This is a genomic window from Micromonospora sp. WMMC415, from assembly GCF_009707425.1.
In the GTDB taxonomy this organism is placed as follows: domain Bacteria; phylum Actinomycetota; class Actinomycetes; order Mycobacteriales; family Micromonosporaceae; genus Micromonospora.
Genome location: NZ_CP046104.1, coordinates 806,654 through 831,850, shown reverse-complemented (window position 1 = coordinate 831,850; position 25,197 = coordinate 806,654). Strand labels below are relative to the sequence as shown.

Here is a 25,197-nt window from a genome sequence, read left to right as displayed (position 1 = left end):
CGCGGGGACGGGGACCGGGGGTGGCGCGAGCGACAGAGCCCCCTCTTGCTACCCCTTGCTCATCGCTCGCGCCGTTTCCCCCCGGTGCGTCCCCGCTGCACGAAGATTAGCCATCACGCGTGTACCGCCCTGCCCGGTTTGATCGCCTATCGCCCGGGTGTACGGCAGTTCTGCCGGTCTTTCTGCCGGTGGCCGGCAGAGCCGGTCAGCACCGGCCGGCGGGCGCCGTGTGTCCGGTCGGGAGCGGGTCGGTGCTGCCGGCCGTGGCGCCCGGGTGGACGGCGTCCCGCACGCGGCGCAGGCCGTCGAGGAGCGCGTTGAGCGCCTCGGGCTCGAGTTGCCCGGTGAACCACTCCTCGATGATGCGCAGGTGGCCCGGGAGCACCTCGTCCAGCCGCTTCAGGCCGGTGGTCGTGACCACCGCGTACGAGCTGCGGCGGTCGGACGGGCAGGCGCGCCGGGTGAGCAGCCCGTCCCGTTCCATCCGGTCGACCACGCGGGTGACCCCGCTCGTGGACAGGGAGGTCTGGGCGGCGAGGTCGGTCATCCGCAACTGGTTGCCCGGGGAGCGGGCGAGGCGGGTGAGCACCTCGAACTCGACCGGTGACAGGCCGTGCTCGTCGAACTGCGCGGCGAACCGGGCCGACAGCCCGGCGTGCGCCTCGACGAGCAGGCCTACAGCGGTGATCCGGGGATCGTCGAACACGCTCTGGTTCACTCGGCCATCCTAGCAGTCCTTGACACACGGAATATTGTCGCCGCTATAGTTGCTGAGACAGCCGTTGGCCTACTCAACGATTTCCCCGGAGGGAAGCACTCATGACCAGCAGCACCGAATCGGTTACCCGCGACTGGGAGGGCCTCACCATCCCCGCCGCCGGCACCTACCTGCTGGACGTCGCCCACAAGCGCGTCGGCTTCGTCGCCCGGCACATGATGGTGAGCAAGGTACGCGGTGAGTTCACCGACGCCACCGCGACCATCACCGTCGCGGAGGACCCGATGCAGTCCTCGGTCACCGCCACCATCCAGGCGGCCAGCATCGACACCGCCCAGGCCGACCGCGACGCGCACCTGCGCAGCCCGGAGTTCCTGGACGTCGAGCAGTACCCGACGGTGGAGTTCCGCAGCACCGGCGTGAAGTCCCGTCGCGGAAACGAGTTCGTCCTCTCCGGCGAGCTGACCATCCGGGGCGTGACCCGCCCGGTCGACCTGGCGGTCGAGTTCGAGGGCGTCGGCCGCAGCCCGTTCGGCCAGGACATCTTCGGCTTCTCGGCGAGCACCGAGATCGACCGCGAGGACTTCGGCCTGACCTGGAACGTCGCCCTGGAGACCGGCGGCGTGCTGGTCGGCAAGAAGATCAAGATCGAGATCGAGGGTGAGGGCGTCCGCCAGGCCTGACCGCCCCGGACGTACCCGAAAGGCCCGCGCCACGGCGCGGGCCTTTCGCGTCGGTGCGATTTGTCACGACATGTTCGTGGGTCGCGGCGATGCTCAGCCGCCCAACCAGGGTAGGGATCCCCCAGGAGCACGTACGGCCGCCAGCCCCGGCGCACCGAGCGCCGGCTCAGCCTCTGGCCCGCCGCCGTGGGCGCTCTTACCGTGGATGGTTCACAATGCGCTGCGGAACAACATCGTTCCGTCGCGCCGGCGCCGGGAGGACACATGGGCAGGGACGTCGAGCAGGGCGCCTTCTCCCGGGAGGACCGGGTCCGCTACCGGCAGAAGGTACGTCGCTGCCTGGACGTCTTCGCGCTGATGCTGGACGACTTCGGGTTCGACGCCGACCGGCCGATGACCGGCCTGGAGATCGAGCTCAACCTGGTCGACTCCGCCGCCGAGCCGGCGATGCGCAACGACCAGATCCTCGCCGACATCGCCGACCCGCTATTCCAGACCGAGCTGGGGCAGTTCAACCTGGAGCTGAACGCGCTGCCCCGGCTCATCGAGGGCACCGGGTTCGGCGACTACGAGCACGACCTGCGGAGCAGTCTCACCCGCGCTGACGAGCGGGCCGCCAAGTCGGACGCGAGGATCGTCCTGGTCGGCATCCTGCCCACGCTCACCGAGCGCCACCTCGTCGCCGACAACCTCTCCACCAACGAGCGCTACCGGGTGCTCAACGACCAGATCGTCGGGGCGCGTGGCGAGGACATCGAACTCGACATCCGGGGCGTCGAGCGGCTCCAGACGCACACCGACTCGATCGCCCCCGAGGCCGCCTGCACCAGCCTCCAGTTCCACCTCCAGGTCGCGCCGGACAGCTTTGCCGACTACTGGAACGCCTCCCAGGCGATCGCCGCCGCGCAGGTGGCGATCGGGGCGAACTCCCCGTACCTGTACGGGCGGCAGCTCTGGGCGGAGACTCGGATCGCGCTGTTCCAGCAGGCCACCGACACCCGGCCGGACGAGCTCAAGGCCCAGGGCGTACGGCCCCGGGTGTGGTTCGGCGAGCGGTGGATCACCTCGATCTTCGACCTGTTCGAGGAGAACGTCCGCTACTTCCCGCCGCTGCTGCCGATCTGCGAGGACGAGGACCCGGTGGAGATCCTGCACGCCGGGGGCGTGCCGCAGCTCGGCGAACTGCGCCTGCACAACGGGACCGTCTACCGCTGGAACCGGCCGGTGTACGACATCATGGACGGCCGCCCGCACCTGCGGGTGGAGAACCGGGTGCTGCCGGCCGGCCCGACCGTGGTCGACATGCTGGCCAACGCCGCCTTCTACTTCGGCCTCGCGCGCGGGCTGGCGGAGGCGGACCGGCCGATCTGGAGCCAGCTCACGTTCAGCTCGGCGGAGGAGAACTTCCACGCGGCCGCCCGCCGGGGCATGGACGCCGTCCTGTACTGGCCCCGGCTCGGCGAGGTGCCGGTGACGAAGCTCGTCCTCGACGTCCTGCTGCCGACGGCGGCGACCGGGCTGGACCGGTTCGGTGTCGCCCCCGCCGAACGGGACCGCCTGCTCGGGGTCATCGAGCAGCGCTGCCGGACCGGCCGCAACGGCGCGGTCTGGCAGACGGAGACGGTGTGGGCGGCCGAGCGGCACCGCAACATGGGCCGGGACGCCGCCCTGCACCACATGGTGCAGCGGTACGCCGACCTCCAGCGCAGCAACGAACCCGTCCACACCTGGCCGGTCGGCTAGCACCGGGCCGCAGGCGGCCGCGGGCGGGCGCTGGCGGGCGCTGGCGGCTGCGGGCGTGATCTTGGCAAGGCCGACGCCGGTGGTCAGTGGTCGCGGCGGGGAGGCCGGGCACGGCGGCCAGCCGGTCGAGCCGACGTCTCGTCCGCTGTCCCGGCACCGTCGGTCGCGTCGGACATCGCGGCGGAAACCTGCTCGGCCTCGGCTCGCTGGGTGGGCAGCCGGTCGGTGACGGTCGCCTTCTTCCCGGTCGCTCGGGCGGCTGTGGTCCGGCCGCGCCCGGTGCCGCCCGTGGCATCACCGGCCGACATCGACCCGCCCGGTGCCGCCTCCGCGTCCCCGCCCGTGCCGCCCGCCGCCCCGCCGCCCGATGAGCCGGCCATGTCCCGGCCCCGCGTCGCGCCGACCGCCTCGGCACCGCCAGCCACTCCGGTGCCGTCGGACGCCGGCCCCCCGGCGGCCTCGTCCGGCCCCCCGCCGAACCCGGACGCGGTGCGCTGCCGGGGCACGCGTACGGCGGCGCGACGACCGGCTCGCTGCCCGAGCGTGGCGACCAGGGCCGAGCCGCCGAGGCCGACGATGACGGCGTACGGGGCGATGAGGTGCGCCGACACCTGCTCCGGGCCGATGGCGGTCAACCCCGGGACGGCGAGCAGGTAGGCGACCGCGACGAGCAGCGGGCCGGCCGCACCGGAGGTGGTCGTGCCGACCCGGCGGTCGGGGTCCCGCCCCGCGCGGCGCGCGGCCAGGATGCCGATGAGGAGCGCGGAGCCGAGCGACAGCAGCGCGCCCGGCCAGTAGAACCAGTCGCGGATCCAGAGCCCGTCGCCGCCCGCGCTCAACTGCCAGATGCCGAGCTGGGCGCTGGTGAGCCCGCGTCCGGCGAGGACGCCGTCGACCACGGCCACCACGGCGAGCAGCCAGAGCCAACCGACGGTGGCGATCACGTTGCCGGCGGCGGCCCGCGAGTGCAGCGCCCACCCGGCGATCGCGACTCCGACCAGCACGCCCAGCGCGGCGTAGACGGCGGCGACGTCGCGGGGCGCCGAGATGTCCGGTACCACGGCGACCCGCGCCGGTACGGCCACCAGCAGCACGGTGATCAGCGCGCCGGCCCCGGCGGCCACGGCCAGCGCGATCCAGCCCAGCGTCCCGCCGTCCGCTTCCCGCCCGGCACGGACGTCCGCCGTGCCGGTGGTGCCGGGACCGGCGGTCGGGACGGTGCCGGTGGCGGACGAACCCGCCGCCGCGGCACCGGCCGCGCTGTCCGCGCCGCCGGTCGACGAGCCGCTCGCGGCGTCGGAGGAGGCGGCCCGGGAGTCCCCGGCAGCGCTGTCGGGCTCGGCCGGACCGCGCGCCCGCAGGCGCTGCGCGCAGACCGCGCCGAGCACCGTGGACGTGGCGGCGATCCAGGTTGCCCAGATCAGACTGGCCGTCCAGGCTGTCGCGGCGGCCGCCCCGTCGGGCGGCGGAGCCCAGTTGATGATGCCGAGCCCGTAGCCGAAGCCCAGCTGCGCGGCACCCGCACCGGCCGCGACGCCGAGCGCGGTCGTGATCGATCCTCCCCAGCCCCTGGCCATGCGGGGGAGCGTAACGTCCCGTGGTCGGCGCGGCGAGTGGTGACGGTCGACCGTCACGCTGCGCGGTTGGTCGGGCCGGGTACGGTCGCCGATGACCGAGAGGCCGCAGGTTTCCGGCGGACCCGGGGAGCGGTGGGGGATGACGGACGGCAACACGAAGCCCAGCACGGGGCACGACCGGGTGACACTGGTGCTCGGCGGTGGGTTGGCGACCGTGCTGCTCGCCGCGCTCGGCGCGACGACCGGCTGGATCCTGGCCGGCGAGGACGACCGGCGGGCCACGTCGACGGCGGGTGCGAGCGCCACGCCGACCACCCGCCCGGTCACGGCCACGTCGTCACGGTCCACGCCGCCGCGGTCCACCCCGTCGCGTCCGGCGGCCACCGGGCCGACCGTGCCGAACCTGGTCGGCCGCGACTTCGACGACGCACGGGACGACCTCGAGGAGCGGGGGCTGCGGTGGCGCCTCGTCTTCCAGGGTGGCAGCGGGCGGGCCGTGGAGCGCACCTACCCCAAGGCCGGCACGGCGGTCAGCCCGGGGCGGACGATCACCCTGTACGTGAGCGGCCCGCCGCCGGTCGTACGGGTGCCCGACGTGGTGGAGGACGACTGCGCCGAGGCGGCCGAGGAGCTCGCCGGGGAGGGGTTCCGCGTCGTGTACACGCTGCGCCGCAGTGGCCCGGTGCGCAAGCAGGAGCCGCCCGGCGGCAGCCAGGCTCCGTGGGGCGACCCGGTCGCCCTGTGGTGCGGTGATCCCGCCGACGGCACGCCGTCGCCGAACCCGTGACGCGCTGATCCCGGCCGATTCCCCTCCGTCCAGCTAGGTTGACGTCAGGCCGCGAGCGGAGGACGTGCGATGAGCGACGATCGTCAGGAGCCACCCGCCGGAGAGCACGACGACCGGACCCGGCCGCTGCCCCCGACCGGTGGCGAGCCCGCCGACCGTACCCAGCGGTTGCCGCGACCGGAGGACCGGCGACCGCTGGGGGCGTCCGGCGACGAGACCCGGCCGATGCCCGCCGACCGCAGCACGCCGATGGACCGCACCGCGCCGATACCGCCGGAGGCGCGTGGCCCGGCGGCGTGGTCGGGGCGGGCCGGGGTACCACCGCCGCGGCCCACCGAGTACCGGGAGACCACCGAGTGGTACGCCGAGGACCAGGGGGGCCGCCGCTGGTGGCTGCCGATCCTGTGGGGCGTGCTCGTCCTGCTCCTGCTCGGCGCGCTCGGCGCCGGCCTGTGGTTCGCCCTGGCCGCCGACGACGACGAGCCGATCGGTCCCGAGCCCTCGCCCTCGGTGTCGGTGACCCGGGCCTCTCCCACGACGGCCGCGCCGACGACCTCGGCCGCGCCGACGACCGCCTCCCCGTCGCCGTCGCCGACCGAGGCGGGTGAGGTGCGCATGCCGCCGGTGGTCAACCTGCCGCTGGCGACCGCCCGCGCCATCCTCGACCGCGCCGGGGTGGATTACCGCATCGAGTACCGGACGTCCGACCGGCCCGCCGGGACGGTGCTGGACACCGAGCCGGACGCGGGCGACCTGGTGGGGGAGGACGAGGAGGTCACCCTGGTGGTGTCCCGACCCGAGCCGTCACCGACCACCGCCACGCCGAGCCCGGAGCCGACGCCCACCGCCTGAGCGGACGCCGCTCACCACATCCGGCGTCTCGTGCCGACCAGGCCCAGCCCGGCGAGCGAGATGGCCAGTCCGAAGATCCCGGACCAGAACAGGGAGCGCCGGACGTCGTCCGGTGAGTGCGACGCCGCCTGGGCGCCACCCCCGCCGGCGGCCGGCCCGGCGTCGGCCGGCGGAACCTCGGTGGGTACGCCGAGATCCCCGACGGGGGCGTCGGGATCCGGGTCGCCCCCGAATCCGTGGACCGGCTCCTCCTCGACCACGGTGATCTCCGGGGCGGGGACCGGCGTGGTCAGTCGGGTGGAGGAGAGGGCGGGGTCGCGTACCACGACCACGAGGGTGGTTGCGGCGCCGACGAGCGCCAGGAGTCCGAAGGCGTAGGCGATACGGGAGCGGTGCCGCCGCACGGCGGGCTGATTGACCATGGCCATCCCAGGTTCGGGGTCCTGGTCGCGCGGGGTGGAGCCGCCGGGGTGGGCGTACCGCTGATTCTATGGCCGCGGCACGCCCTCCGGCGGCGGATCGCGGGAGGTCAGCCCACCCGGACGGGGGTACGGGTGACCGGCCGGCGCACCGTCCGAACGGTGTGCGGCCGGTGCTGGGGAGCGGCCTGGACCTGGTGCAGGCCGTCCCGCTGGACGAAGATCGATCGCCGGCTGACCGCGTCCCCCGATGCGTTCAACTCGTAGCCTTCGAGCCAGAGCCAACCGTCGTAGGTCGGCCAGTCGAGGACCCGGATCACCCGGAAGGTGATGGGCCGGAGGAACTGGACACTCGCCGCGCGAGTCACGTGCAGTACGTCACCGGAGCGGGGAAGCACATGGGCTCCTGGGAGGGAAGGCCGGCGGACGGGCCGGCGGGAGCTTCATCGGGGGACGTCTCTGGTCCGGCCTCGGGGTCGTGCCCTCGGGGAACCGGTGGTGCTGGTGGTGGTCGGGCCGTACCCGCTGGTGGCGCGCCGCCACCCGACCAACACCCGGCTGCTCCGGGTCTCGCTCCCGCCGCCGCAGCCTTCGGGCGTGCAGCGGTGGGGTCCTCATCCCGGGGCAGGTCTGGTTGCCGTGGCGCGGGTGCGCCCACCGCCTCGCGTCCCACTGGTGGTGATCTCACCACGGCGGGGGATCGGACGGAGACGGTGAGTGACCCGTGCCATACGGACAGAGTGCATCAGCGGCGTGCGACATGCAAGTTGCACGTCGACTTTTGCCGATACGCGAGCGGCTCGCGCAATGCAACGCTTGAAGCCGTTCGCATTCGGACGGCACACTGAGGACCGGTTTCGCCCGTCGCGGCCGGTCGACGACCGGCACCACCCCACCCCGCCGCGAACGCCCGTCCTTCGGCGCTCCTGCCGGCGCGACGACACGGGTGGGCGGTGTGTCGAGGTGAAGGGGGACGGGGTTGGCCAGCAGCCGGCGGTCCGACCAGCAACCGAGGTGTCGCCGTGAGTGCGAGGAGTGAGCCGGGTCGCCGCCCCGCGGTCCCAGGTCGTGGCGTGAGCGCGGGGTGGTGCCGTGACTGAGCGGCGGAGCCCGACAATCCGTCGCCGACGGCTCGGCGCGGAGCTGCGCCGGCAGCGCGAGGCGGCGGGCATCACCATCGAGGCGGTCGCGGAGCAGCTCGAATGCTCGGCGTCCAAGGTCTCGCGCATCGAGACGGGCCACACCACGGCGACGCCGCGTGACGTCCGGGACATGCTCCGGATCTACGGCGTGGTGGGCGCCGAGAGCGACGAGCTGGTGCAGATCGCCCGGGAGGCCCGGCAGAAGGGCTGGTGGCATCCGTACAGCACGGTGCTGGTCGGGGCGTACGTCGGGCTGGAGGCGGCCGCCAGCTCCATCCGGGCGTACGAGCAGCAGGTCGTGCCCGGGCTGCTGGAGACCGAGGAGTACGCGAGCGCGATGATCCGCGCCGCCCGACCCGACTTCACGCCGGAACAGGTCGCACAACGTGTCCGTGTCCGGCTGGGTCGACAGTCGTTGCTGACTCAGGATGATCCGGTCGATCTGTGGGTGGTGCTCGATGAGGCGGTGGTGAGCCGGCCGGTTGGCGGGGACGCAGTGATGCGTGACCAGCTCAAACGGCTGGTGGAAGTGGCCGAACTGCCGAACGTGACGTTGCAGATCCTGCCTTTCGAGGTGGGGGCGCACGCCGGCATGGACGGCACCTTCACGATCCTGAGCTTCCCCGAGCCCGGTGATCCGGATGTCGTGTACGCGGAGAACGCCACGGGTGGGCTCTTCCTCGAGAAGAGTGACGAACTACAGAAGTACAGCTTCATCTTCGATCACATCCGCGCGGCGGCCATTCGTCCGGAGGAGTCCATCGCACACATCGCGAAACTGGCAGAGGAGCCGCTGTGGAAATGGCGACCAAGGAGTGCCCCGTGGACCTGACGCAGGCCACCTGGTTCAAGAGCTCGAAGAGCGGGCCGAACTGCGACAACTGCGTGGAGGTGGCGTACGTGACGGGGGCGGTCGGCGTGCGGGACTCGAAGGACAAGTCGGGTCCGGCCCTGATCTTCAGCCCGGGTGGGTGGCGTTCCTTCGTCACCGGCGCCCGGGGCGGCGGCTTCCACCGGGACTGACCGACGACCCTGTGTCCCCGTCCGGACCGGACCGGACGGGGACATCGGCATGCCCTGACCCACCGCCGGTGGGCGGCGCCGCGCACGACCGCGCGTGTCCCCGTCGCCACATCGGTCCCGTCTCGTTGAACCGGTCGGTACGGCGTTGGTCGACAACCGCCGCACGGATCGGCGACCGAGCGAGGCAGGCGAGACGGATGACGACGATCGGGTCAGAGAACCTCACCAACGGACCGGGCAAGCCGGAGCGGTTCGGGGGCAAGTACCGGGGGGCGCGCCGGGACACCGTGCTGACCGAGGTCGTGTCGTCGGACGCCGAGGTCGGTGAGCGGGAGGCGCCCGCTCCGGAGCCCGCCGGCCCGCCGCTCACCCTGCCCTCGCTGGACCCGAACCCGCTGACCGAGCCGTCCTACCCGCCCGGCGGCTGGCGGCCGGAATCCCACGAGTCGCTCGTCGACCACCCGCTGCTGCGTGGCCTGCTGATGGAGTTGCCGCCGAAGGGCAGCGTGCCCCCGCCGGGCTGGCTGGACCGCTGGTTCGAGGCGACCCGGGCCATCCTCGAACTGCTATACGTGCAGGGCTCCGGCCGGTCGCGCTGACCCGGGCCGGGCCGGGGGCGTCGCCCGCTCCACCAGGCGGTTGTGGCGCAGGGCGTGACGGACGCCGATCACGACGACGCCGAGCGCGCCGACGGTGATCGCGGGACCGGTCGCGCCGTCGCCGGTGAGCATGCCGGGAGCGAGTGCGGCGGCCAGCGCCGGAAGGATCGCCAGGCCGGTGAGCTGCACCGGGAGCCCGACCAGCGGATGGGCCGCGGCGGCGCGCAGGCCGTGCGGGGCGGGGGTGGCCGGCGCCGCCGCGAAGGCACCGGCGCCCGCCCACAGGCGGCGGACGCGGCGGACGGCGCAGGCCGCGACCGCGATCGCCGGGACCGCGGCGAGGCCCAGCCCGGCGGCGGCGCGGTCGGCCGGGGACGAGTCGCCGCTGGAGAGGCCGACGACCAGCACGGTCGCCGTGAGGACGAGGCCGGTCGCGGTCAGGGCGAGCACCCGGCCGGCCTGCCGGCGCAGGTCGCGGGCGTACGTCGCCCGGGGCAGCCGGTCCGCGAGCCAGCCGGCGGCCAACCACACCACGGCGAGCGGAAGCAGGACGACGAGCTGACTCTCCATGGTGCACAGCCTTGCCCGATCCGGCGTCACGCGAATCCGGGCCGGTCCCCCGTTGACCCCGTAACCCGGCCCCGTAGGGGTCATCCTGCCGGTGTTATGGACAACTCGACATGTTCAGTTCGCGGTTCATCGCGCTCTACCCTCAGCTCGATCGGCGGTCATCGATTCACTCGCCACGAACGAGTGGACGGTCGACGGCCGTTCGGAGGGAGGTAGGAGATGGGTATCCCACGCAGGTCCGTCCTGGTCGGGGTGGCCGCGCTGGCCATGGTGGCCACCGCGACACCGGCTCTCGCCGCCGAGCCGGTGGGTACGGTCCTCAGCGCCGGCGGCGCCACCGCCGTCCGGGACAGCTACATCGTCGTCTTCAAGGACAGCGCGGTGAGCCGGGCGGCCATCGGGTCGTCGCTGAACCGGCTGGTCGGCAAGCACGGCGGCACCGTGGCCCGGACGTACAGCGCGGCCCTGCGCGGTGCCGAGCTGCGGATGAGCGCGCAGGCGGCCGCCCGGATGGCCGCCGACCCGGCGGTGGCGTACGTCGAGCAGAACCACACCGTGTCGATCGCCGGTACCCAGACGAACCCCCCGTCCTGGGGCCTCGACCGGATCGACCAGCGAAACCTGCCGCTGAACAGCTCGTACACGTACCCGAACACGGCGGGCAACGTGACGTCGTACGTCATCGACACCGGCATCCGGACGACGCACTCCGACTTCGGCGGCCGGGCGACCTGGGGCACCAACACCGCCGACAGCAACAACACCGACTGCAACGGCCACGGCACGCACGTCGCCGGCACCGTCGGCGGTACGGCGTACGGCGTCGCCAAGGCGACCCGACTGGTGGCCGTCAAGGTGCTCAACTGCCAGGGCAGCGGCACCAACGCCGGGGTCGTCGCCGGCATCGACTGGGTCACCGCGAACGCGGTCAAGCCCGCCGTCGCCAACATGAGCCTGGGTGGCGGGGCGAACACGTCCGTCGACAACGCCGTGATCAACTCGATCAACTCCGGCATCACGTACGCGGTGGCCGCCGGCAACGGCGACTTCCTCGGCAACCGGCAGAACGCCTGCAACTACTCCCCGGCCCGCGCCGCGCCGGCGATCACCGTCGGTGCCACCCAGAACAACGACGCCGCCGCCAGCTTCTCCAACTTCGGCACCTGCGTGGACATCCTGGCGCCGGGCGTGAGCATCACGTCCGCCTGGCACACCAACGACACCGCGACGAACACGATCAGCGGCACCTCGATGGCGTCGCCGCACGTCGCCGGCGCCGCGGCGCTGGTGCTCTCGGCCAACCCGTCGTGGACCCCGCAGCAGGTCCGGGACTACCTGGTCACCAACGCCACCCCGAACGTGGTCACGAACCCGGGCACCGGCACCCCGAACCGGCTGCTCTACGTGGTCAACGGCGACACCCCGCCGCCGCCCAACGACTTCTCGGTCTCGGTGTCGCCGACCTCCGGCTCCACCGCGCCCGGCGGCTCCGTCACCGCGACCGTGGCCACCGCCACCACCAACGGTTCCGCCCAGTCGGTGAGCCTCTCGGCCAGCGGCCTGCCGTCCGGCGCCACCGCCACGTTCAATCCGGCGACGGTCACCTCGGGCGGGTCGTCGACGCTGACCATCAGCACCTCGGCCAGCACCCCGGCCGGCACGTACCCGGTGACCGTGACCGGCACGGCCGCCTCCGGCACCCGGACCGCGACGTACACGCTGACGGTCACCGGCACCGGCGGCGGTTGCTCCGGCACGAACGGCAGCGACGTGGCGATCCCGGACACCGGCGCGACGGTGGCCAGCACGATCACGATCTCGGGCTGCAACCGGAACGCCTCGGCGACGTCGACGGTCGCGGTGAACATCGTGCACACCTACCGCGGTGACCTGGTCATCGACCTGGTCGCCCCGGACGGCTCGTCCTACCGGCTGAAGAACAGCAGCTTCTGGGACGGCACGGACAACGTCAACGCCACCTACACCGTGAACCTGTCGAGCGAGGCGGCGAACGGCACCTGGCGACTCCAGGTGCGGGACGTCTACTCCGGTGACACCGGCTACATCAACACCTGGACGCTGACCCTCTGAGACCTGGTTCCCACGGGCCGAGGCCCCTTCCGGATCACCGGGAGGGGCCTCGTGCCGTCCGGGGACGGCTGGTCAGACCGCGAAACCGGCGGGGCGCTCGGTGGCGGGGGCGGGTGGCTCCGCCTTCCACACACCGGTCTTCTGCGCGGCCAGCCGGGCGAGGTACACCGGGTTGAGGATCACGTACCGGCGCCAGAGGCGTCTCGGCTCCAGGCCGAGCCGCCAGAACCATTCGAGGCCGGCCCGCTGCATCCACGGCGGCGGCTGCTTGAGCAGGCCGGCGTGGTAGTCGAAGGCCGCTCCGACCGCCATCAGCGGCATGTCGAGCAGCGGCCGCATCGCGTACGCGAAGACCTCCTGGCGGGGGCAGCCAAGCCCGACCAGGACGAGCCGGGCCCCGCTGGACTTGATGCGGTCGGCGATCTCGGCGTCCTCGCCGGGCTGGACGGCGCGGAACTTGGACGGCTCCACCCCGGCGATCTTCAGGGCCGGGAACATCCGCTCCAGCGCCGGGATCAACCTGGCGAGGGTCTCCTCGGTGGACCCGTACAGGTAGACCGGCAGCCCCTCCTCGGCGAAGCGGCGGAGCACGTGCAGGGTCAGCGTCGGGCCGTAGACCCGCTCGGTCAGGCCCGCGCCGTGCAGCAGGTTGAGCGCCCAGCGCACCGGCTGCCCGTCGGGGGTGACCAGGTCGAACGAATTGAGCCGGGCGTTGTGCGCGGGGTCGAGCACCCCGGTCATCACGCCGTGCACCGCGAGGGCGGTGAGTGCCAGCGGCCGGCGCTCGTGCGCCGCCGCGACGACCGCCTCGGTCGCCTCGGCGTAGTCGGTGGCGTCGACCAGGACGCCGAGGACGTTCCGCTTGCCGCGACCACTCATGCCTGGGGCACCCACTTGTCCACGTTGGCCTCGTAGATCTCACGGAGGATCATCGGCACGTCGTAGCTGATCTTCCAGTTCGGGTAGTGCTCCTCGAACCGGGCCATGCTGCTGACGTACCACTGGTGGTCGCCGGTCCGGGCCTTCTCGACATAGTTGATCCGCGCCTCGCGGCCGGCGATCTCCTCGGCGATCCGGAACGCCTCAATGTGCGAGGTGTTCGAGTGCCGGCCACCACCCAGGTTGTAGACCTGAGCCGACCGCGGCTCGCGGAAGAACGCCTCGAAGGCGGTCAGCACGTCACGGGAGTGGATGGCGTCCCGAACCATCTTTCCCTTGTAGCCGAAGAGGTTGTACGTCCGGCCCTCCATGACGCAGCGCATCAGATAGGCCAGGAAGCCGTGCAGCTCGGCTGCCGAGTGGGCGGGGCCGGTCAGGGTGCCGCCCCGGAAGCAGGCGGTCTTCATGTCGAAGTACCGGCCGTACTCCTGGACCATCACGTCGGCGGCCACCTTCGAGGCTCCGAAGATCGAGTGCAGCGACTCGTCGATCGACATGTCCTCGGGGATGCCCTCGTAGTACGGATGGTCCGTGGGCAGCTCGTACCGGGTCTCCAACTCGACCAGTGGCAGGCTGTTCGGACGATCGCCGTACACCTTGTTGGTCGAGCAGTGGATGAAGGCCGCGTCGATCGCGTACTGGCGGGTGTTCTCCAGGACGTTGAGGGTGCCGCCGGCGTTCACGTCGAAGTCCGTGAACGGCTCCTTGGCGGCCCAGTCGTGGCTGGGCTGCGCGGCGCTGTGGATCACGACCGCGATGTCGGAGCCGTACTTCTTGAAGATCTTCTCCAGGCCGGCACGGTCCCGGATGTCCACCGAGTAGTGGGTGTAGGCGTCGCCCAGGTCGGCGGTGAGGCGGGCCAGACTCCAGGACGTCGAACCATCCTTGCCGAAGAAGTACTGCCGCATGTCGTTGTCGATACCGACCACGTCGAGCCCGAGGCCGGCGAAGTGCCGGACCGCCTCGGAGCCGATCAGCCCGCCCGACCCGGTCACGAACGCGACACTCACACGACACCCCATCGTCCGTCGGTGGCAGAAACCATCGGAGCATAGCGTGACGTACGACATGCCCCGATACGCCACGAGGGCCCCGCTAGCGCGGAGCCCTCGTCATGGTGGGGAAGGGGGGAGTTGAACCCCCACGCCCTTTCGGGCACACGGACCTGAACCGTGCGCGTCTGCCATTCCGCCACTTCCCCGTGGCTTCGACCCGGAACACTGTACTGCGTCCGACCCACCGTCTCCAGCGGGCCCGGCCATCCTACGCGGCTCCCGGTCGTTGCCGCGAACCGTTACCCTGTGTGGCGGTTACCGTTCGCGGCGGACGAAAGAGTAGCACGACGAAATCGGCCCGGCCGAACGGGCCGCCGCCATCCGGCCGAGCGGCGTGTGAGCTGCGCGCGCGCCGGCCGGATACCATCATGTCCTCGGGACCCGAGGAGGAGCCGGTGAGCGTGCTGCAACGCTTCGAGAAGCGTCTGGAAGGCCTGGTCGAAGGGGCCTTTGCCAAGGTCTTCAAAGGGGTGGTCCACCCCGTGGAGATCCTCAACGCCATGCAGCGGGAGGCCGAGGCGCACAAGGCGATCCTGGCCGGTGGGCGCACGTTGGTGCCCAACCGCTACGTGATCGATCTCTCGCCGTACGACCACAGCCGTCTGGCGCCGTACGCCGCCGCGCTGGCCCAGGAGCTGGCCCAGTCGCAGGCGGAGTTCATCGGCGAGCAGGCGTGGACGGTCTACGGCGACGTGATCGTCGAGATCGAACGGGGTGAGGGCCTCGACACCGGCATGTTCCGGGTCACCGCCGAGGTCTACACCGGCGGCGAGGTCGCCCCGGCGCCCGCCCCGGGCTACGACGCCGGCCCGCCGGCGTACCCCGCGTACGACCAGGGCGGCGGCTACGGTCAGCCGCCCGGCCACGGCGGCGGCCGCAACGTGCGGCTCGTCTCCGGTGACGGGCGCACCTACCCGCTCCAGATGGGCTCGACCGTCATCGGCCGCGGCGACCAGGCCAACCTGCGCCTGCCCGACGTCGGCATCTCCCGCCGGCACGCCCGGCTCGACTTCGACGGCGGTCAGGTCGTGCTGACCGACCTCGGGTCGACCAACGGCACGATGGTCAACGGCCAGCGGGTCTCCGCCGTCGCCCTCAACCCCGGTGACATGATCCAGCTCGGCACCACGACGCTGACCTTCCGCGTGGACGGCTGATCCGCCTTGCCGGAACTCGTCATCACCGTCGCCCGGTTCGGGTTCCTGATCCTGCTGTGGATCTTCGTGTTCACGGTGGTCGGAGTGATCCGCCGCGACCTCTTCGCGGGGGCCCGGTCGGGCCGGCTGGTGGCGGCGCCCCGCGGCGTCGGCGCCTCCCTGGGGCAGCCGTCGAAGCCGGCCAAGGTGAAGCGGGGACGGGCGGCGCACCAGCTGGTGGTGACCGCCGGCCAGCTGGCCGGCACCCGCATCACGCTCGGCGAAGCGCAGATCACCATCGGTCGCGCCGAGGACTCCACCCTCGTCATCACCGACGACTACGCCTCCGCGCGACACGCCCGGCTGGTGCCGCGCGACGGGCAGTGGTTCGTCGAGGACCTCGGTTCGACTAACGGCACGTACCTGGATCGCGCTAAGGTCACCGGACCAACCCCCGTCCCCCTCGGCGTGCCGATCCGGATCGGCCGCACTTCACTCGAATTACGGCCATGACTCTGACCCTGCGCTATGCGGCCCACAGTGACCGCGGTCTGATCCGAGACGGTAACCAGGACTCCGTCTACGCCGGGCCGCGGCTGCTCGCCGTGGCCGACGGCATGGGCGGAATGGCTGCCGGTGACGTCGCCAGCAACATCGTCATCGGTGCCATGGCGCCACTCGACGAGGACGTCCCCGGTGACGCCCTGGTCGACGCGCTCCGCTCGGCCGTCAACAACGCCACCCAGCAGCTCCGCGAGACCGTGGACGCCAACCCCCAGCTGGAGGGTATGGGCACCACGCTCACCGCGATCCTCTTCTCCGGCAGCAAGCTGGGCATGGTGCACATCGGTGACTCGCGGGCGTACCTGCTGCGCCAGGGCGAGTTCGCCCAGATCACCAAGGACGACACGTACGTCCAGATGCTCGTCGACGAGGGCCGGATCAGCGCCGAGGAGGCGAGCAGCCACCCGCAGCGGTCGCTGCTGACCCGGGCACTCGACGGCCGGGACATCGACGCGGAGTACTCGGTCCGTCAGGTGCTTCCCGGCGACCGCTACCTGATCTGCAGCGACGGTCTGTCCGGCGTGGTCAGCGCGGACACCATCGCCGAGACCATGCGCGAGTACACCGATCCGCAGCAGTGCGTCGAGCGGCTGGTGCAGCTCGCGCTGCGCGGCGGCGGCCCGGACAACATCACCGTGATCATCGCCGACGCGACCGACCAGGACATCGTCGAGGCGAGCCCGATCGTCGGCGGTGCCGCCTCCCGGGACCGGGGCATGGCCACGTCCGCCGACGTCTCCACGCCGGCGGCCCGCGCCTCGGCGCTCTCCGCGCCACGGCCGGCCGCGCCGGAGGAGCCGGCGGCCAGCGCCGACGACGAGCCGGAGCGCCGCCGGCACCGGCCGGTGCGCGCCGCGGCGATGACGCTGGCGCTGCTCGTCCTGCTGGGCGGGGCGGTGTTCGGCGGGTGGAGCTACACGCAGCGGCAGTACTACGTGGGAGCCACCGAGGAGGGCCAGGTCGCCGTCTTCCGCGGCATCCAGGGTCAGATCGCCGGCATGGACCTCTCCACCGTGCACTCCACCAGCCCGGCCGACCTGGACGACCTGACGCTCGCCGCGCAGGAGCAGGTCAAGCAGGGCATCCCGGCGAAGAGCGAGCCGGACGCGGAGCGCCGCCTGGCCGAGCTGACCGCCGACACGCCGACGAACCCCAACCTGAAGCCGACCTGCCCGCCGAGCCCGACTCCGAGTGCGGTCGCCGTCACGGCCACCCCGACGCCGACCGTGGCGCCGGGGACGGCCACGCCCACCGCCAGCGCGGCGCCGACCACGCCGGCCGCGACCGAACTGCCGGCGGCCCCGACCACCACGCCCGACGCCCTGCCCTCGGACCCGGTCACGCCGACCGTCGACCCGGCCGCCTGCCGGTCGCCCGAGTGAGCGTCGGCTCGACCCGTCAGGACGTTCCGTGACCGCAGCGGCCACCCCGGCATCCCCGCCCGCCACCGCGGGCGGGCAGCCCGGTGTACGCCTGGCCCGGTCCCGGCGCAACGCCGAGCTGTCCCTGCTGCTGGTCGCGATGGTGCTGGTCGCCGCGTACGCGGCGATGGTCGAGGCGAACGTGCTCGAAACCGTCACCCCGGACTTCTGGGTGCCGGCCGCCGCGCTCAGCGCGGTCTTCCTCGCGCTGCACGTGGCGATCCGGTTCCTGGCCCCCTTCGCCGACCCGGCCCTGCTGCCGGCGGTCGCACTGCTCAACGGCCTCGGAGTCGGGTTCCTCCGCCGGCTCGACCTGGCCCGGGCCACCCCCGCCGAGCGGGCCGACCTGGCGATCTTCGCCGGTACCGGGGGCCGGCAGCTCGCCTGGACGCTGGCCTCGGTGGTCCTCGCCGCCGGGCTGCTCCTCGTGGTCCGCGACCACCGCTCGATCTCCCGCTACGCGTACACCCTGGGGCTCGCCGGCATCGTGCTGGTGATGATCCCGGCGGTGCTGCCGTCGAGCATCTCGGAGATCAACGGCGCCAAGCTCTGGGTCCGCGTCGGTGGCTTCTCCATCCAGCCCGGCGAGTTCGCCAAGCTGGCCCTGCTCGCCTTCTTCGCGTACTACCTGGTCCGTAAGCGGGAGGTGCTCTCGCTGGCCAGCCGCCGGATCCTCGGCGTCGACTTCCCGCGCGGACGGGACCTGGGCCCGGTCGTGGTGGTCTGGCTGATCAGCCTCCTGGTCCTCGTCTTCGAGAAGGACCTGGGCACCTCGTTGCTGTACTTCGGCATGTTCGTGGTGACGCTGTACATCGCCACCGAGCGGGTCAGCTGGCTGCTCATCGGTCTCGTGCTCTTCTTCGGCGGCGCCTACCTGGCGTACGTGCTGGGCAGCACCGTCGGCGGACCGTTCGCCAACTTCTACCTGCGGGCCGAGATCTGGCTGGACCCGTTCGCCGACCCGTACGAGGACGGCTACCAGCTCGTGCAGGGTCTGCTCGCCCTCGGCACGGGTGGCCTCTTCGGGGCCGGGCCCGGCGGCGGCCAGCCGCTCAAGCTGCCCGAGGTGCAGAACGACTTCATCTTCGCCGGCATCGGAGAGGAGATCGGACTCTTCGGCCTCTCCGCCCTCCTGGTGATCTACCTGCTGATCGTCGAGCGGGGGCTGCGCGCCGCCCTGGCCGTGCGCGACTCGTTCGGCAAGCTGCTCGCCGGTGGCCTGGCGTTCACGCTCGGCCTGCAGGTCTTCGTGATCGTCGGCGGGATCAGCAAGTTGATCCCGCTCACCGGCCAGACCACCCCCTTCCTCTCCGCCGGTGGCTCCTCGCTGATGGCGAACTGGCTGCTCATCGCGGTCCTGCTCCGGGTCTCCGACGGCGCCCGCCGGCCGGTGACCGGCGGCGGCGGGGTGACCCGGCCGGCGGGTGGTCCGCCGGAGCAGCTGCACGGTGCCCCCACGGAGGTGATCAAGCCGTGAATGCACCCCTGCGCCGCGTCGGCGTCGTCGTGATCGTCCTGTTCGGGCTGCTCTTCGCGAACCTGAACTGGATCCAGGCCTACAAGGCCGACGAGTACCGCAACAGCGACTACAACGGTCGGGTCCAGGTCGCCGAGTACAAGCGCAAGCGCGGCAACATCGAGGCCGGCGGTACGGCGTTCGCGGTCAGCAAGGAGACCAGCGGCGAGCTGACCTACCTGCGCACGTACCCGGGCGGGGCGCAGTACGCCCACGTCCTCGGGTACAAGCCGGTCAACCTGGCCGACCGCGGCATCGAGAAGTCGGAGAACGACTTCCTCGCCGGCACCAGCGACCAGCTGATCGCCAACCGGGTCAAGGACCTGTTCACCGGCGACCAGACCGCCGGCGGCAACGTGCTCCTCACCATTTCGAAGCGGGCGCAGGACGTCGCGTTCAAGCAACTGCGCGACAACCGCAACGGCGTGACCAAGGGCGCGGCCATCGCGATCGATCCGCGTACCGGTGCGGTGCAGGCGCTGGTCTCCATGCCGAGCTTCGACCCGAACCCGCTGGCCAGCCACGACACCGACGAGGCCGCGGCCGCGTACAACGAGCTGGAGCGGAACCCGGACGGCCCGCTGAAGAACCGGGCGCTCGGCGAGGTGCTTCCCCCGGGCTCGACCTTCAAGATCGTGGTGGCCGCCGCCGCCCTGGAGAACGGGGTCACCCAGGAGACCCAGATCCCCGCCGGGGCCAGCTACACCCCGCCCACCTCCGGCACGCCGATCCGCAACGCCGCCCAGTCGATCTGCCCCGAGTCGCAGGTGCCCCTCAAGGAGGCGGTCCGCGAGTCGTGCAACACCGGCTTCGCCCAGCTCGGCGTCCGGCTCGGTGCCGACGCCATCAAGGAGAAGGCCCGGCAGTTCGGCTTCGAGCAGGACGACCTGACCGTGGGGCGGCTCGGTGAGGGTGGCCACCCGGTCGCGGCCAGCCGGACCGGCAGCATGGAGAACGCCGACGGCGGCGACGACCCGGCGGCGCTCGCCCAGTCCTCCATCGGGCAGCGCGACGTGCGGATGACCCCGCTCCAGGGCGCCCTGATCGCGGCCACGGTGGCCAACGGCGGCAGCCAGATGCGGCCGTACCTGGTCCGCCAGCTCCTCGGCCCGGACCGCACCACCGACTACTACACCGCCCGGCCGCGCGAGCTGCGCAAGCCGGTGAGCGGCCAGGTCGCCACCGACCTGCGCGAGATGATGGTGAGCGTCGTCGAGGACGGCACCGGCCGGAACGCGCGGATCAGCGGCTACACGGTCGGCGGCAAGACCGGCACCGCCCAGTCCGGCCCGAACACCCGCGACCATGGCTGGTTCATCGGCTTCGCGCTGGACAAGGACGGCAACCCCGTCTCGGCGGTCTGCGTCCTGCTGGAGGAGGCCGGCGACGGCGGCAGCGCCGAGGCGGCCCGGATCGGTGGCCAGATCATGCGGGCGGCGATCGCCGATCCGGGGAGCCGTTGACATGCTCAGCCCCGGGGTGAAGCTCGGCAACCGCTACCGGCTCGACGAGCGGATCGCCAGCGGCGGCATGGGCGACGTCTGGCGCGGCACCGACCAGGTGCTCGGCCGGACGGTCGCCGTGAAGAGCCTGCTCCCGGCCCTGCTCGACGACCCGGACTTCGCCGAGCGGTTCCGCGGCGAGGCGCGGACGATGGCCACCATCAACCACCCCGGGGTGGTCGACGTCTACGACTTCGGCAGCGACCAGCAGATCGCCTTCCTGGTGATGGAGTACGTGGAGGGCGATGCGCTCTCGGCGACCCTCAGCCGGGTCGGGCGGCTCACCCCGGCCCGGACGATGGCGCTGGTCGCCCAGGCCGCCGACGCGCTGCACGCCGCCCACGTCAAGGGCATCGTGCACCGCGACGTGAAGCCCGGGAACCTGCTCGTCCGGCCGAACGGCACCCTGGTGCTCACCGACTTCGGCATCGCCCGCTCCGACCTGGTCGCCCAGCTCACCGCCGCCGGGTCGGTGCTCGGCACCGCCTCGTACATCTCGCCGGAGCAGGCCATCGGCGGGGTCGCCACCCCCGCCTCGGACGTGTACGCGCTCGGCGTCGTCGCGTACCAGTGCCTCGCCGGCCGGCGGCCGTTCGAGGGCGACAACCCCCTCGAGATCGCCATGCGGCACGTCCAGGAGACGGCCCGGCCGCTTCCCGCCGACATCCCGCCGCAGGTGCGCACCGTGGTCGAGCGGGCCATGGCGAAGGACCCGGCGGCCCGCTGGCCGAGCGCGGCGGCGCTGGCCGGGGTGGCCCGCCAGTTGAAGGTCCAGCTCTCCCAGGCCGCCCGCGCGTCGGGCCGGGCGAACCCGGTCTCCCCGGCGTCGCCGGCCCCCGGCCGGGCCCAGGTGCCGCCGCCGGCGACGGCCCGGCCGCCGGTGGCCCACCGGCCGCCGGCGGCCGCGTCCCCGGCACCCCGCCCGCCGGTCGCACCGCCCCGCCCGCCGGTGGTGGCGGCCACGTCGGCGCCGAGACCGCCGGCCGCGCAGCCCGTCCGGCCGCACGGCGCGGCGGCGGTGCCGTCGGCGCCGACCCGACCGGGGTACGCTCCGAAGCCCGCTCCTCCGCCGCCGCCAGCGCGCCGGTCCCGGCCCGGGATGGTGTTCCTCGTCATCCTCCTGGCCGTACTGGTACTGGTCTGCTCCGGCGTGATTTCCTACAACCTGCGGTCGTCGGCGCTGCCCGGGGAACCCGGCACGCCGGCACCGCGGACGGTGACCTCCGGCGTGCTGCGGCTCGACGGACGCGACGAACCGGCTGGGACGTCGTACCGTCGACAGCAACTGCCGCGGCCGGGCGGCGACGTGACGACGACGAGCGAAGGACGACAGACGCGATGACAGCGCAGGCCCGCCTGCTCGGTGGCAGGTACCAGGTCGGCGAGCTCCTCGGCTACGGCGGCATGGCCGAGGTGCACCGCGGTCGCGACCTGCGGCTCGGTCGGGACGTCGCGATCAAGATGCTCCGGACGGACCTGGCCCGGGACGCCACCTTCCAGATGCGGTTCCGCCGGGAGGCGCAGAACGCCGCGTCCCTCAACCACCCGGCCATCGTCGCCGTGTACGACACCGGCGAGGAGCAGGCGCCCACCGGGGAGACGCTGCCGTTCATCGTGATGGAGTTCGTCAACGGGCGGACCCTCAAGGAGGTGCTGGGCGCCGAGGGCCGGCTCCAGCCGCGGCGGGCGCTGGAGATCTGCGCCGACATGTGCGCGGCGCTGGAGTTCAGCCACCGGCACGGCATCATCCACCGGGACATCAAGCCCGGCAACGTCATGCTGACCCAGACCGGTCAGGTCAAGGTCATGGACTTCGGCATCGCGCGGGCCCTGGCCAGCGGTGCCACCACCATGACGCAGACCAGCGCCGTGATCGGCACCGCGCAGTACCTGTCGCCGGAGCAGGCTCGGGGCGAGGCGGTCGACGCCCGCTCCGACGTCTACGCCGCCGGCTGCGTGCTGTTCGAGTTGCTCTGCGGGCACCCGCCGTTCGTCGGGGACAGCCCGGTCAGCGTCGCGTACCAGCACGTACGGGAGGCGCCGCCGACGCCGAGCGACCTCAACCCGGAGGTCAACCCGGCGGTCGACGCGATCGTGCTCAAGGCCCTGTCGAAGAACCCGCTGAACCGCTACCAGAGCGCCGGCGAGATGCGCGCCGACCTGCTCCGCGCCGCCGCCGGCCGCCCGGTGCTCGCCACCCCGGTCATGCGCGAGGAGGAGACGACCCAGCTCGCCCCGGCCGGTGCCGGCTACCCGCCCGCCGCGGCGGGCGGGTCGCGGACCCAGCAGATCCCGGCCCGGGTCGGCGACCCGCGCCGCCGCAAGGCGTCGTCCTGGCTGATCGCCACCTTCGCCGCGCTCGGCGTGCTCGCGGTGATCGCCCTGGTCGCCGCGCTGCTGTGGAACCGGGAACCCACCCAGGCCATCGTCCCGACAGTGACCGGGATGACCCAGGAGGCGGCGTTCGCGGAGATCCGGAAGGCCAACCTGACGCCGGACGCCGGCGACCCCGTCTTCAACGCCACCTGCAAGAAGGGGCAGGTGACGGACCAGTCACCGGGCCCGGACGCCCGCCTGGAGCCGAGTCAGGTCGTCACGGTCCGGGTCTGCGGCGGTCCGCAGGAGGTCTCGATCCCCAACAACCTCGTCGGCGGCCAGTACGTCAGCGCCGCCGAACGGCTCAAGGAACTCAAGCTCGTGCCCAAGCGGAAGGACGTCGACAACGAGCAGCCGAAGGGCATCGTCGTCAAGGTGACGCCGGACTCCGGCACCGCGGTGGCGGAAGGCACCGAGGTCGTTCTCGAGGTTTCGAAGGGCAACGTCCGCGAGGTGCCGGACGTGGTGGGCGAGACCCGCGAGGACGCGGAGGACGAGCTGCGGGACGCCGGCTACAAGGTCCGGGTCCAACGGGGAGACCCGGTGCCGCCGGAGGAAGCCGGACGGGTCGTTTCGCAGGACCCGAAGGCGGGCAGCCCGCTCGCCAAGGACGGGACGGTGACGATCGTGGTGACGGTGCCGCAGGAGGAGCCGACCCAGGAGCCGACGCAGGATCCGACCTCGACCCCGACGACCCCGCCGACCACCCCGCCCCCGGGTGGTGGCGGAGGCGGCCTCCCGCTGTTCCCGACCACGCCGCCGGCCCGCCAGAGCGCCGACTGACGCGATCCACGCCGGTCATCGGGAGGACGCGCGGGATGTGCTCCACGTTTCTCGCCGGGTTCGTCCGGTGATCGCGGTTGCCGCACCCGGGGGTCACGCGTACCGGTGGCGGCGGCGCCTGGCGCGCGGGGCCGTCCTGGGCCTGACTGCGCTGCTCGTCGCCAGCCTGCCCTGGTTGTGGACGACGGCCGGCGCCCGCGGCCACGTGTACGACGAGGCCGACGCCCCCGCCGCCGACGTGGTGATCGTCCTGGGCACGGCGGTGGCGGCGGACCGGCGGCACCCGGAGAACCGGCTCGCCGGCCGGCTGGAGACCGCCGCCGAGCTGGTGCACAGCGGGCGGGCCCGGGTGGTGCTGGTGTCGGGCGACGGGGGCGGCGCGTCCGGTGACGAGCCGGCGGTCATGACCACCTACCTGACCGAACGGCTCGGTGTCGACCCGCGTCGGATCGTGGCCGACCCGTACGGCCTGGACACCTACGACAGCTGCGCACGGGCGCGTGAGGTGTACGGAGTCGAGCGGGCGCTGGTCGTCACGCAGTCCTGGCACGTCTCCCGCGCGGTGACGCTCTGCCGCCACCTCGGCCTCGACGTCGACGGGGTGATCGCCCACTGCCCCGGCTGCGGGACCGCCCTGTTCGTCGAGAAGACGATCCGGGACTACCTGGCCAGCGGCAAGGCGGCGTGGGACGCCGTGCTGCGTCGGCCGCCCGCGGTCCACTCGCCCGCGGATTCCGGTGTCCGGGACGCGCTGACGAGCTGACCGCCCGTCAGCCGGCGCTGAAGGCGGCGCGGCGGCGGGCTTCCACCTCGGCGGCCAGCTCGGGCGCGCGCGTCAACGCCTCGGCGTACCCGCAGGAGGCCAGCCAGTTGGCCAGCATCAGGTGACCGCCCTCGGTCAGCACCGACTCGGGGTGGAACTGGACGCCCTCGATCGGCAGCGTCCGGTGCCGCATCGCCATCACCACGCCGGAGCCGGTCCAGCCGGTGACCTCCAGCTCGTCCGGCAGGGTTTCCGGCAGGACGGCGAGCGAGTGGTAGCGGGTGGCCGTGAACGGATCCGGCAGGCCGGCCAGCACGCCGACGTCGTGGTGCCGGACCTCCGAGGTCTTGCCGTGCAGCAGCTCGGGGGCACGGGCGACCGTCGCGCCGAACGCCTCCCCGATCGCCTGGTGACCGAGGCAGACGCCGAAGAGGGGCAGCGTGCCCGCGTACTCCCGGATGACGTCGAGGCAGATGCCGGCGCGGTCCGGGCTGCCCGGCCCGGGGGAGAGCAGGACGCCGTCCGCGCCGACCTTCCCGACCTCGGCGACGCTGATCTCGTCGTTGCGGCGTACCTCGCAGTCCACGCCGAGCTGGCCCAGGTACTGGACGAGGTTGAAGACGAACGAGTCGTAGTTGTCGATGACCAGGACGCGCACGGGTCACTCTTCCGGGGAGGGTGGCGGGGTGTTGTTCTCGTCGGTGTCGTACGGCAGGTCGTGCTCGTCGCCGGCGGGCGTCTCCCCGTCGGCGGGCAGCGGATCACCGGGTACGCCGGAGTCCTGGGTGACCTGCACGTCGTCGAACGGCAGCAGCGGTTCCGCCCAGGGGAAGACCACGTACCAGAGCAGCGCGACCATGGCCGCGGCCAGCAGCAGGCTGCCGGTGAGCTTGCCGGGCAGTCCGAACGGCAGTTTCCGCCAGATCCAGACGTACATG

General features: G+C 72.6%; 25 protein-coding genes and 1 tRNA gene. 16 read left to right on the top strand and 10 right to left on the bottom strand.

The window, feature by feature from the left end; translation table 11 throughout:
• Nucleotides 1-205 precede the first annotated feature (205 nt).
• Nucleotides 206-718 (bottom strand): MarR family winged helix-turn-helix transcriptional regulator, encoded by a 513-nt coding sequence (locus GKC29_RS04075; protein WP_155329549.1) that lies wholly within the window; start codon nt 716-718, stop codon nt 206-208.
• Nucleotides 719-819: 101 nt separating this feature from the next.
• On the opposite strand from GKC29_RS04075, the gene GKC29_RS04070 reads away from it, so the two are divergent.
• Both GKC29_RS04070 and GKC29_RS04065 read left to right on the top strand, forming a co-directional pair.
• Complete coding sequence (locus tag GKC29_RS04070; protein WP_155329548.1) at nt 820-1,401, top strand: YceI family protein; 582 nt, start codon at nt 820-822, stop codon at nt 1,399-1,401.
• A gap of 264 nt (nt 1,402-1,665) precedes the next feature.
• The gene (locus tag GKC29_RS04065; protein ID WP_155329547.1) at nt 1,666-3,144 is read left to right on the top strand and encodes a glutamate--cysteine ligase; all 1,479 of its coding nucleotides are present in this window, start codon (nt 1,666-1,668) and stop codon (nt 3,142-3,144) included.
• A gap of 83 nt (nt 3,145-3,227) precedes the next feature.
• On the opposite strand, the gene GKC29_RS29465 is transcribed toward GKC29_RS04065, so the two are convergent.
• A complete protein-coding gene (locus GKC29_RS29465) occupies nt 3,228-4,721 on the bottom strand; it encodes a hypothetical protein (protein ID WP_230688912.1) in 1,494 nt (497 codons plus the stop codon).
• A gap of 91 nt (nt 4,722-4,812) precedes the next feature.
• Between GKC29_RS29465 and GKC29_RS04050 the strand changes: the two genes are divergently transcribed.
• Nucleotides 4,813-5,508: a PASTA domain-containing protein gene (locus GKC29_RS04050; protein ID WP_230688911.1), complete on the top strand. Its 696-nt coding sequence runs from the start codon at nt 4,813-4,815 to the stop codon at nt 5,506-5,508.
• A gap of 69 nt (nt 5,509-5,577) precedes the next feature.
• Nucleotides 5,578-6,360 carry a PASTA domain-containing protein gene (locus GKC29_RS04045; protein WP_155329546.1) on the top strand — a complete coding sequence of 261 codons (783 nt, stop codon included), beginning with the start codon at nt 5,578-5,580 and terminating at the stop codon, nt 6,358-6,360.
• Nucleotides 6,361-6,371: 11 nt separating this feature from the next.
• On the opposite strand, the gene GKC29_RS04040 is transcribed toward GKC29_RS04045, so the two are convergent.
• Nucleotides 6,372-6,788, bottom strand: coding sequence for a hypothetical protein (locus GKC29_RS04040; protein WP_196255800.1), 417 nt, complete (start codon nt 6,786-6,788; stop codon nt 6,372-6,374).
• 101 nt (nt 6,789-6,889) lie between these two features.
• Nucleotides 6,890-7,177 carry a hypothetical protein gene (locus GKC29_RS04035; protein WP_155329544.1) on the bottom strand — a complete coding sequence of 96 codons (288 nt, stop codon included), beginning with the start codon at nt 7,175-7,177 and terminating at the stop codon, nt 6,890-6,892.
• A 694-nt stretch (nt 7,178-7,871) separates the two neighbouring features.
• Between GKC29_RS04035 and GKC29_RS04030 the strand changes: the two genes are divergently transcribed.
• From GKC29_RS04030 to GKC29_RS04020, 3 genes are all read left to right on the top strand, one after another.
• Complete coding sequence (locus GKC29_RS04030; RefSeq protein WP_155329543.1) at nt 7,872-8,753, top strand: helix-turn-helix transcriptional regulator; 882 nt, start codon at nt 7,872-7,874, stop codon at nt 8,751-8,753.
• On the top strand, nt 8,723-8,944 hold the full coding sequence (locus GKC29_RS04025; RefSeq protein WP_155329542.1) for a DUF397 domain-containing protein: 222 nt from the start codon (nt 8,723-8,725) through the stop codon (nt 8,942-8,944). Before GKC29_RS04030 ends, GKC29_RS04025 begins: the two co-directional genes overlap by 31 nt.
• 197 nt (nt 8,945-9,141) lie before the next feature.
• Entirely contained in the window at nt 9,142-9,543 is a 402-nt protein-coding gene (locus GKC29_RS04020) for a hypothetical protein (RefSeq protein WP_155329541.1), read from the top strand.
• Here the strand turns inward: GKC29_RS04020 and GKC29_RS04015 are convergent.
• The gene (locus GKC29_RS04015; RefSeq protein WP_155329540.1) at nt 9,511-10,113 is read right to left on the bottom strand and encodes a hypothetical protein; all 603 of its coding nucleotides are present in this window, start codon (nt 10,111-10,113) and stop codon (nt 9,511-9,513) included. The genes GKC29_RS04020 and GKC29_RS04015 overlap by 33 nt on opposite strands.
• Nucleotides 10,114-10,332: 219 nt before the next feature.
• On the opposite strand from GKC29_RS04015, the gene GKC29_RS04010 reads away from it, so the two are divergent.
• Nucleotides 10,333-12,204: a S8 family serine peptidase gene (locus tag GKC29_RS04010; RefSeq protein ID WP_155329539.1), complete on the top strand. Its 1,872-nt coding sequence runs from the start codon at nt 10,333-10,335 to the stop codon at nt 12,202-12,204.
• Nucleotides 12,205-12,276: 72 nt separating this feature from the next.
• On the opposite strand, the gene GKC29_RS04005 is transcribed toward GKC29_RS04010, so the two are convergent.
• From GKC29_RS04005 to GKC29_RS03995, 3 genes are all read right to left on the bottom strand, one after another.
• On the bottom strand, nt 12,277-13,083 hold the full coding sequence (locus GKC29_RS04005) for a WecB/TagA/CpsF family glycosyltransferase (RefSeq protein WP_155329538.1): 807 nt from the start codon (nt 13,081-13,083) through the stop codon (nt 12,277-12,279).
• On the bottom strand, nt 13,080-14,153 hold the full coding sequence (locus GKC29_RS04000) for an NAD-dependent epimerase/dehydratase family protein (protein ID WP_155329537.1): 1,074 nt from the start codon (nt 14,151-14,153) through the stop codon (nt 13,080-13,082). Before GKC29_RS04000 ends, GKC29_RS04005 begins: the two co-directional genes overlap by 4 nt.
• A gap of 105 nt (nt 14,154-14,258) precedes the next feature.
• Nucleotides 14,259-14,344, bottom strand: a tRNA-Leu gene (locus tag GKC29_RS03995).
• Between the two features lie 222 nt (nt 14,345-14,566).
• On the opposite strand from GKC29_RS03995, the gene GKC29_RS03990 reads away from it, so the two are divergent.
• The 8 genes from GKC29_RS03990 to GKC29_RS03955 all read left to right on the top strand — a co-directional run bounded on the left by GKC29_RS03990 (nt 14,567) and on the right by GKC29_RS03955 (nt 24,259).
• Entirely contained in the window at nt 14,567-15,355 is a 789-nt protein-coding gene (locus GKC29_RS03990; protein ID WP_155329536.1) for a DUF3662 and FHA domain-containing protein, read from the top strand.
• Between the two features lie 6 nt (nt 15,356-15,361).
• The gene (locus GKC29_RS03985; protein WP_155329535.1) at nt 15,362-15,847 is read left to right on the top strand and encodes an FHA domain-containing protein; all 486 of its coding nucleotides are present in this window, start codon (nt 15,362-15,364) and stop codon (nt 15,845-15,847) included.
• Nucleotides 15,844-17,280, top strand: coding sequence for a PP2C family serine/threonine-protein phosphatase (locus GKC29_RS03980; protein WP_155329534.1), 1,437 nt, complete (start codon nt 15,844-15,846; stop codon nt 17,278-17,280). The genes GKC29_RS03985 and GKC29_RS03980 overlap by 4 nt, the downstream gene beginning before the upstream one ends.
• A 28-nt stretch (nt 17,281-17,308) precedes the next feature.
• Nucleotides 17,309-18,796 (top strand): FtsW/RodA/SpoVE family cell cycle protein, encoded by a 1,488-nt coding sequence (locus tag GKC29_RS03975; protein WP_155329533.1) that lies wholly within the window; start codon nt 17,309-17,311, stop codon nt 18,794-18,796.
• The gene (locus GKC29_RS03970; RefSeq protein WP_155329532.1) at nt 18,793-20,298 is read left to right on the top strand and encodes a penicillin-binding protein 2; all 1,506 of its coding nucleotides are present in this window, start codon (nt 18,793-18,795) and stop codon (nt 20,296-20,298) included. The genes GKC29_RS03975 and GKC29_RS03970 overlap by 4 nt, the downstream gene beginning before the upstream one ends.
• Before the next feature lies 1 nt (nt 20,299).
• Complete coding sequence (locus GKC29_RS03965) at nt 20,300-21,679, top strand: serine/threonine-protein kinase (protein WP_155329531.1); 1,380 nt, start codon at nt 20,300-20,302, stop codon at nt 21,677-21,679.
• Nucleotides 21,676-23,496 carry a Stk1 family PASTA domain-containing Ser/Thr kinase gene (pknB, locus tag GKC29_RS03960; RefSeq protein WP_155329530.1) on the top strand — a complete coding sequence of 607 codons (1,821 nt, stop codon included), beginning with the start codon at nt 21,676-21,678 and terminating at the stop codon, nt 23,494-23,496. The genes GKC29_RS03965 and pknB overlap by 4 nt, the downstream gene beginning before the upstream one ends.
• 67 nt (nt 23,497-23,563) lie before the next feature.
• Nucleotides 23,564-24,259, top strand: coding sequence for a vancomycin high temperature exclusion protein (locus GKC29_RS03955; RefSeq protein WP_230688910.1), 696 nt, complete (start codon nt 23,564-23,566; stop codon nt 24,257-24,259).
• A gap of 7 nt (nt 24,260-24,266) precedes the next feature.
• Here the strand turns inward: GKC29_RS03955 and GKC29_RS03950 are convergent, their stop codons facing one another.
• Both GKC29_RS03950 and GKC29_RS03945 read right to left on the bottom strand, forming a co-directional pair.
• Complete coding sequence (locus GKC29_RS03950) at nt 24,267-24,917, bottom strand: aminodeoxychorismate/anthranilate synthase component II (RefSeq protein ID WP_155329529.1); 651 nt, start codon at nt 24,915-24,917, stop codon at nt 24,267-24,269.
• Nucleotides 24,918-24,920: 3 nt separating this feature from the next.
• A complete protein-coding gene (locus GKC29_RS03945) occupies nt 24,921-25,196 on the bottom strand; it encodes a hypothetical protein (protein ID WP_155329528.1) in 276 nt (91 codons plus the stop codon).
• Nucleotide 25,197: the final 1 nt, after the last annotated feature.

Bases quoted from the DNA above. Each gene is read 5' to 3' on its own strand.
- GKC29_RS04015 (WP_155329540.1), bottom strand. From the start codon at position 10,113: ATGGAGAGTCAGCTCGTCGTCCTGCTTCCGCTCGCCGTGGTGTGGTTG.
- GKC29_RS04065 (WP_155329547.1), top strand. From the start codon at position 1,666: ATGGGCAGGGACGTCGAGCAGGGCGCCTTCTCCCGGGAGGACCGGGTC.
- GKC29_RS03990 (WP_155329536.1), top strand. From the start codon at position 14,567: ATGTCCTCGGGACCCGAGGAGGAGCCGGTGAGCGTGCTGCAACGCTTC.
- GKC29_RS04045 (WP_155329546.1), top strand. From the start codon at position 5,578: ATGAGCGACGATCGTCAGGAGCCACCCGCCGGAGAGCACGACGACCGG.
- GKC29_RS03945 (WP_155329528.1), bottom strand. From the start codon at position 25,196: ATGTACGTCTGGATCTGGCGGAAACTGCCGTTCGGACTGCCCGGCAAG.
- GKC29_RS04025 (WP_155329542.1), top strand. From the start codon at position 8,723: ATGGCGACCAAGGAGTGCCCCGTGGACCTGACGCAGGCCACCTGGTTC.
- GKC29_RS03965 (WP_155329531.1), top strand. From the start codon at position 20,300: ATGCTCAGCCCCGGGGTGAAGCTCGGCAACCGCTACCGGCTCGACGAG.
- GKC29_RS04005 (WP_155329538.1), bottom strand. From the start codon at position 13,083: ATGAGTGGTCGCGGCAAGCGGAACGTCCTCGGCGTCCTGGTCGACGCC.
- GKC29_RS04070 (WP_155329548.1), top strand. From the start codon at position 820: ATGACCAGCAGCACCGAATCGGTTACCCGCGACTGGGAGGGCCTCACC.
- GKC29_RS03980 (WP_155329534.1), top strand. From the start codon at position 15,844: ATGACTCTGACCCTGCGCTATGCGGCCCACAGTGACCGCGGTCTGATC.
- GKC29_RS04040 (WP_196255800.1), bottom strand. From the start codon at position 6,788: ATGGCCATGGTCAATCAGCCCGCCGTGCGGCGGCACCGCTCCCGTATC.
- GKC29_RS04050 (WP_230688911.1), top strand. From the start codon at position 4,813: ATGACCGAGAGGCCGCAGGTTTCCGGCGGACCCGGGGAGCGGTGGGGG.
- pknB (WP_155329530.1), top strand. From the start codon at position 21,676: ATGACAGCGCAGGCCCGCCTGCTCGGTGGCAGGTACCAGGTCGGCGAG.
- GKC29_RS29465 (WP_230688912.1), bottom strand. From the start codon at position 4,721: ATGGCCAGGGGCTGGGGAGGATCGATCACGACCGCGCTCGGCGTCGCG.
- GKC29_RS04010 (WP_155329539.1), top strand. From the start codon at position 10,333: ATGGGTATCCCACGCAGGTCCGTCCTGGTCGGGGTGGCCGCGCTGGCC.
- GKC29_RS04020 (WP_155329541.1), top strand. From the start codon at position 9,142: ATGACGACGATCGGGTCAGAGAACCTCACCAACGGACCGGGCAAGCCG.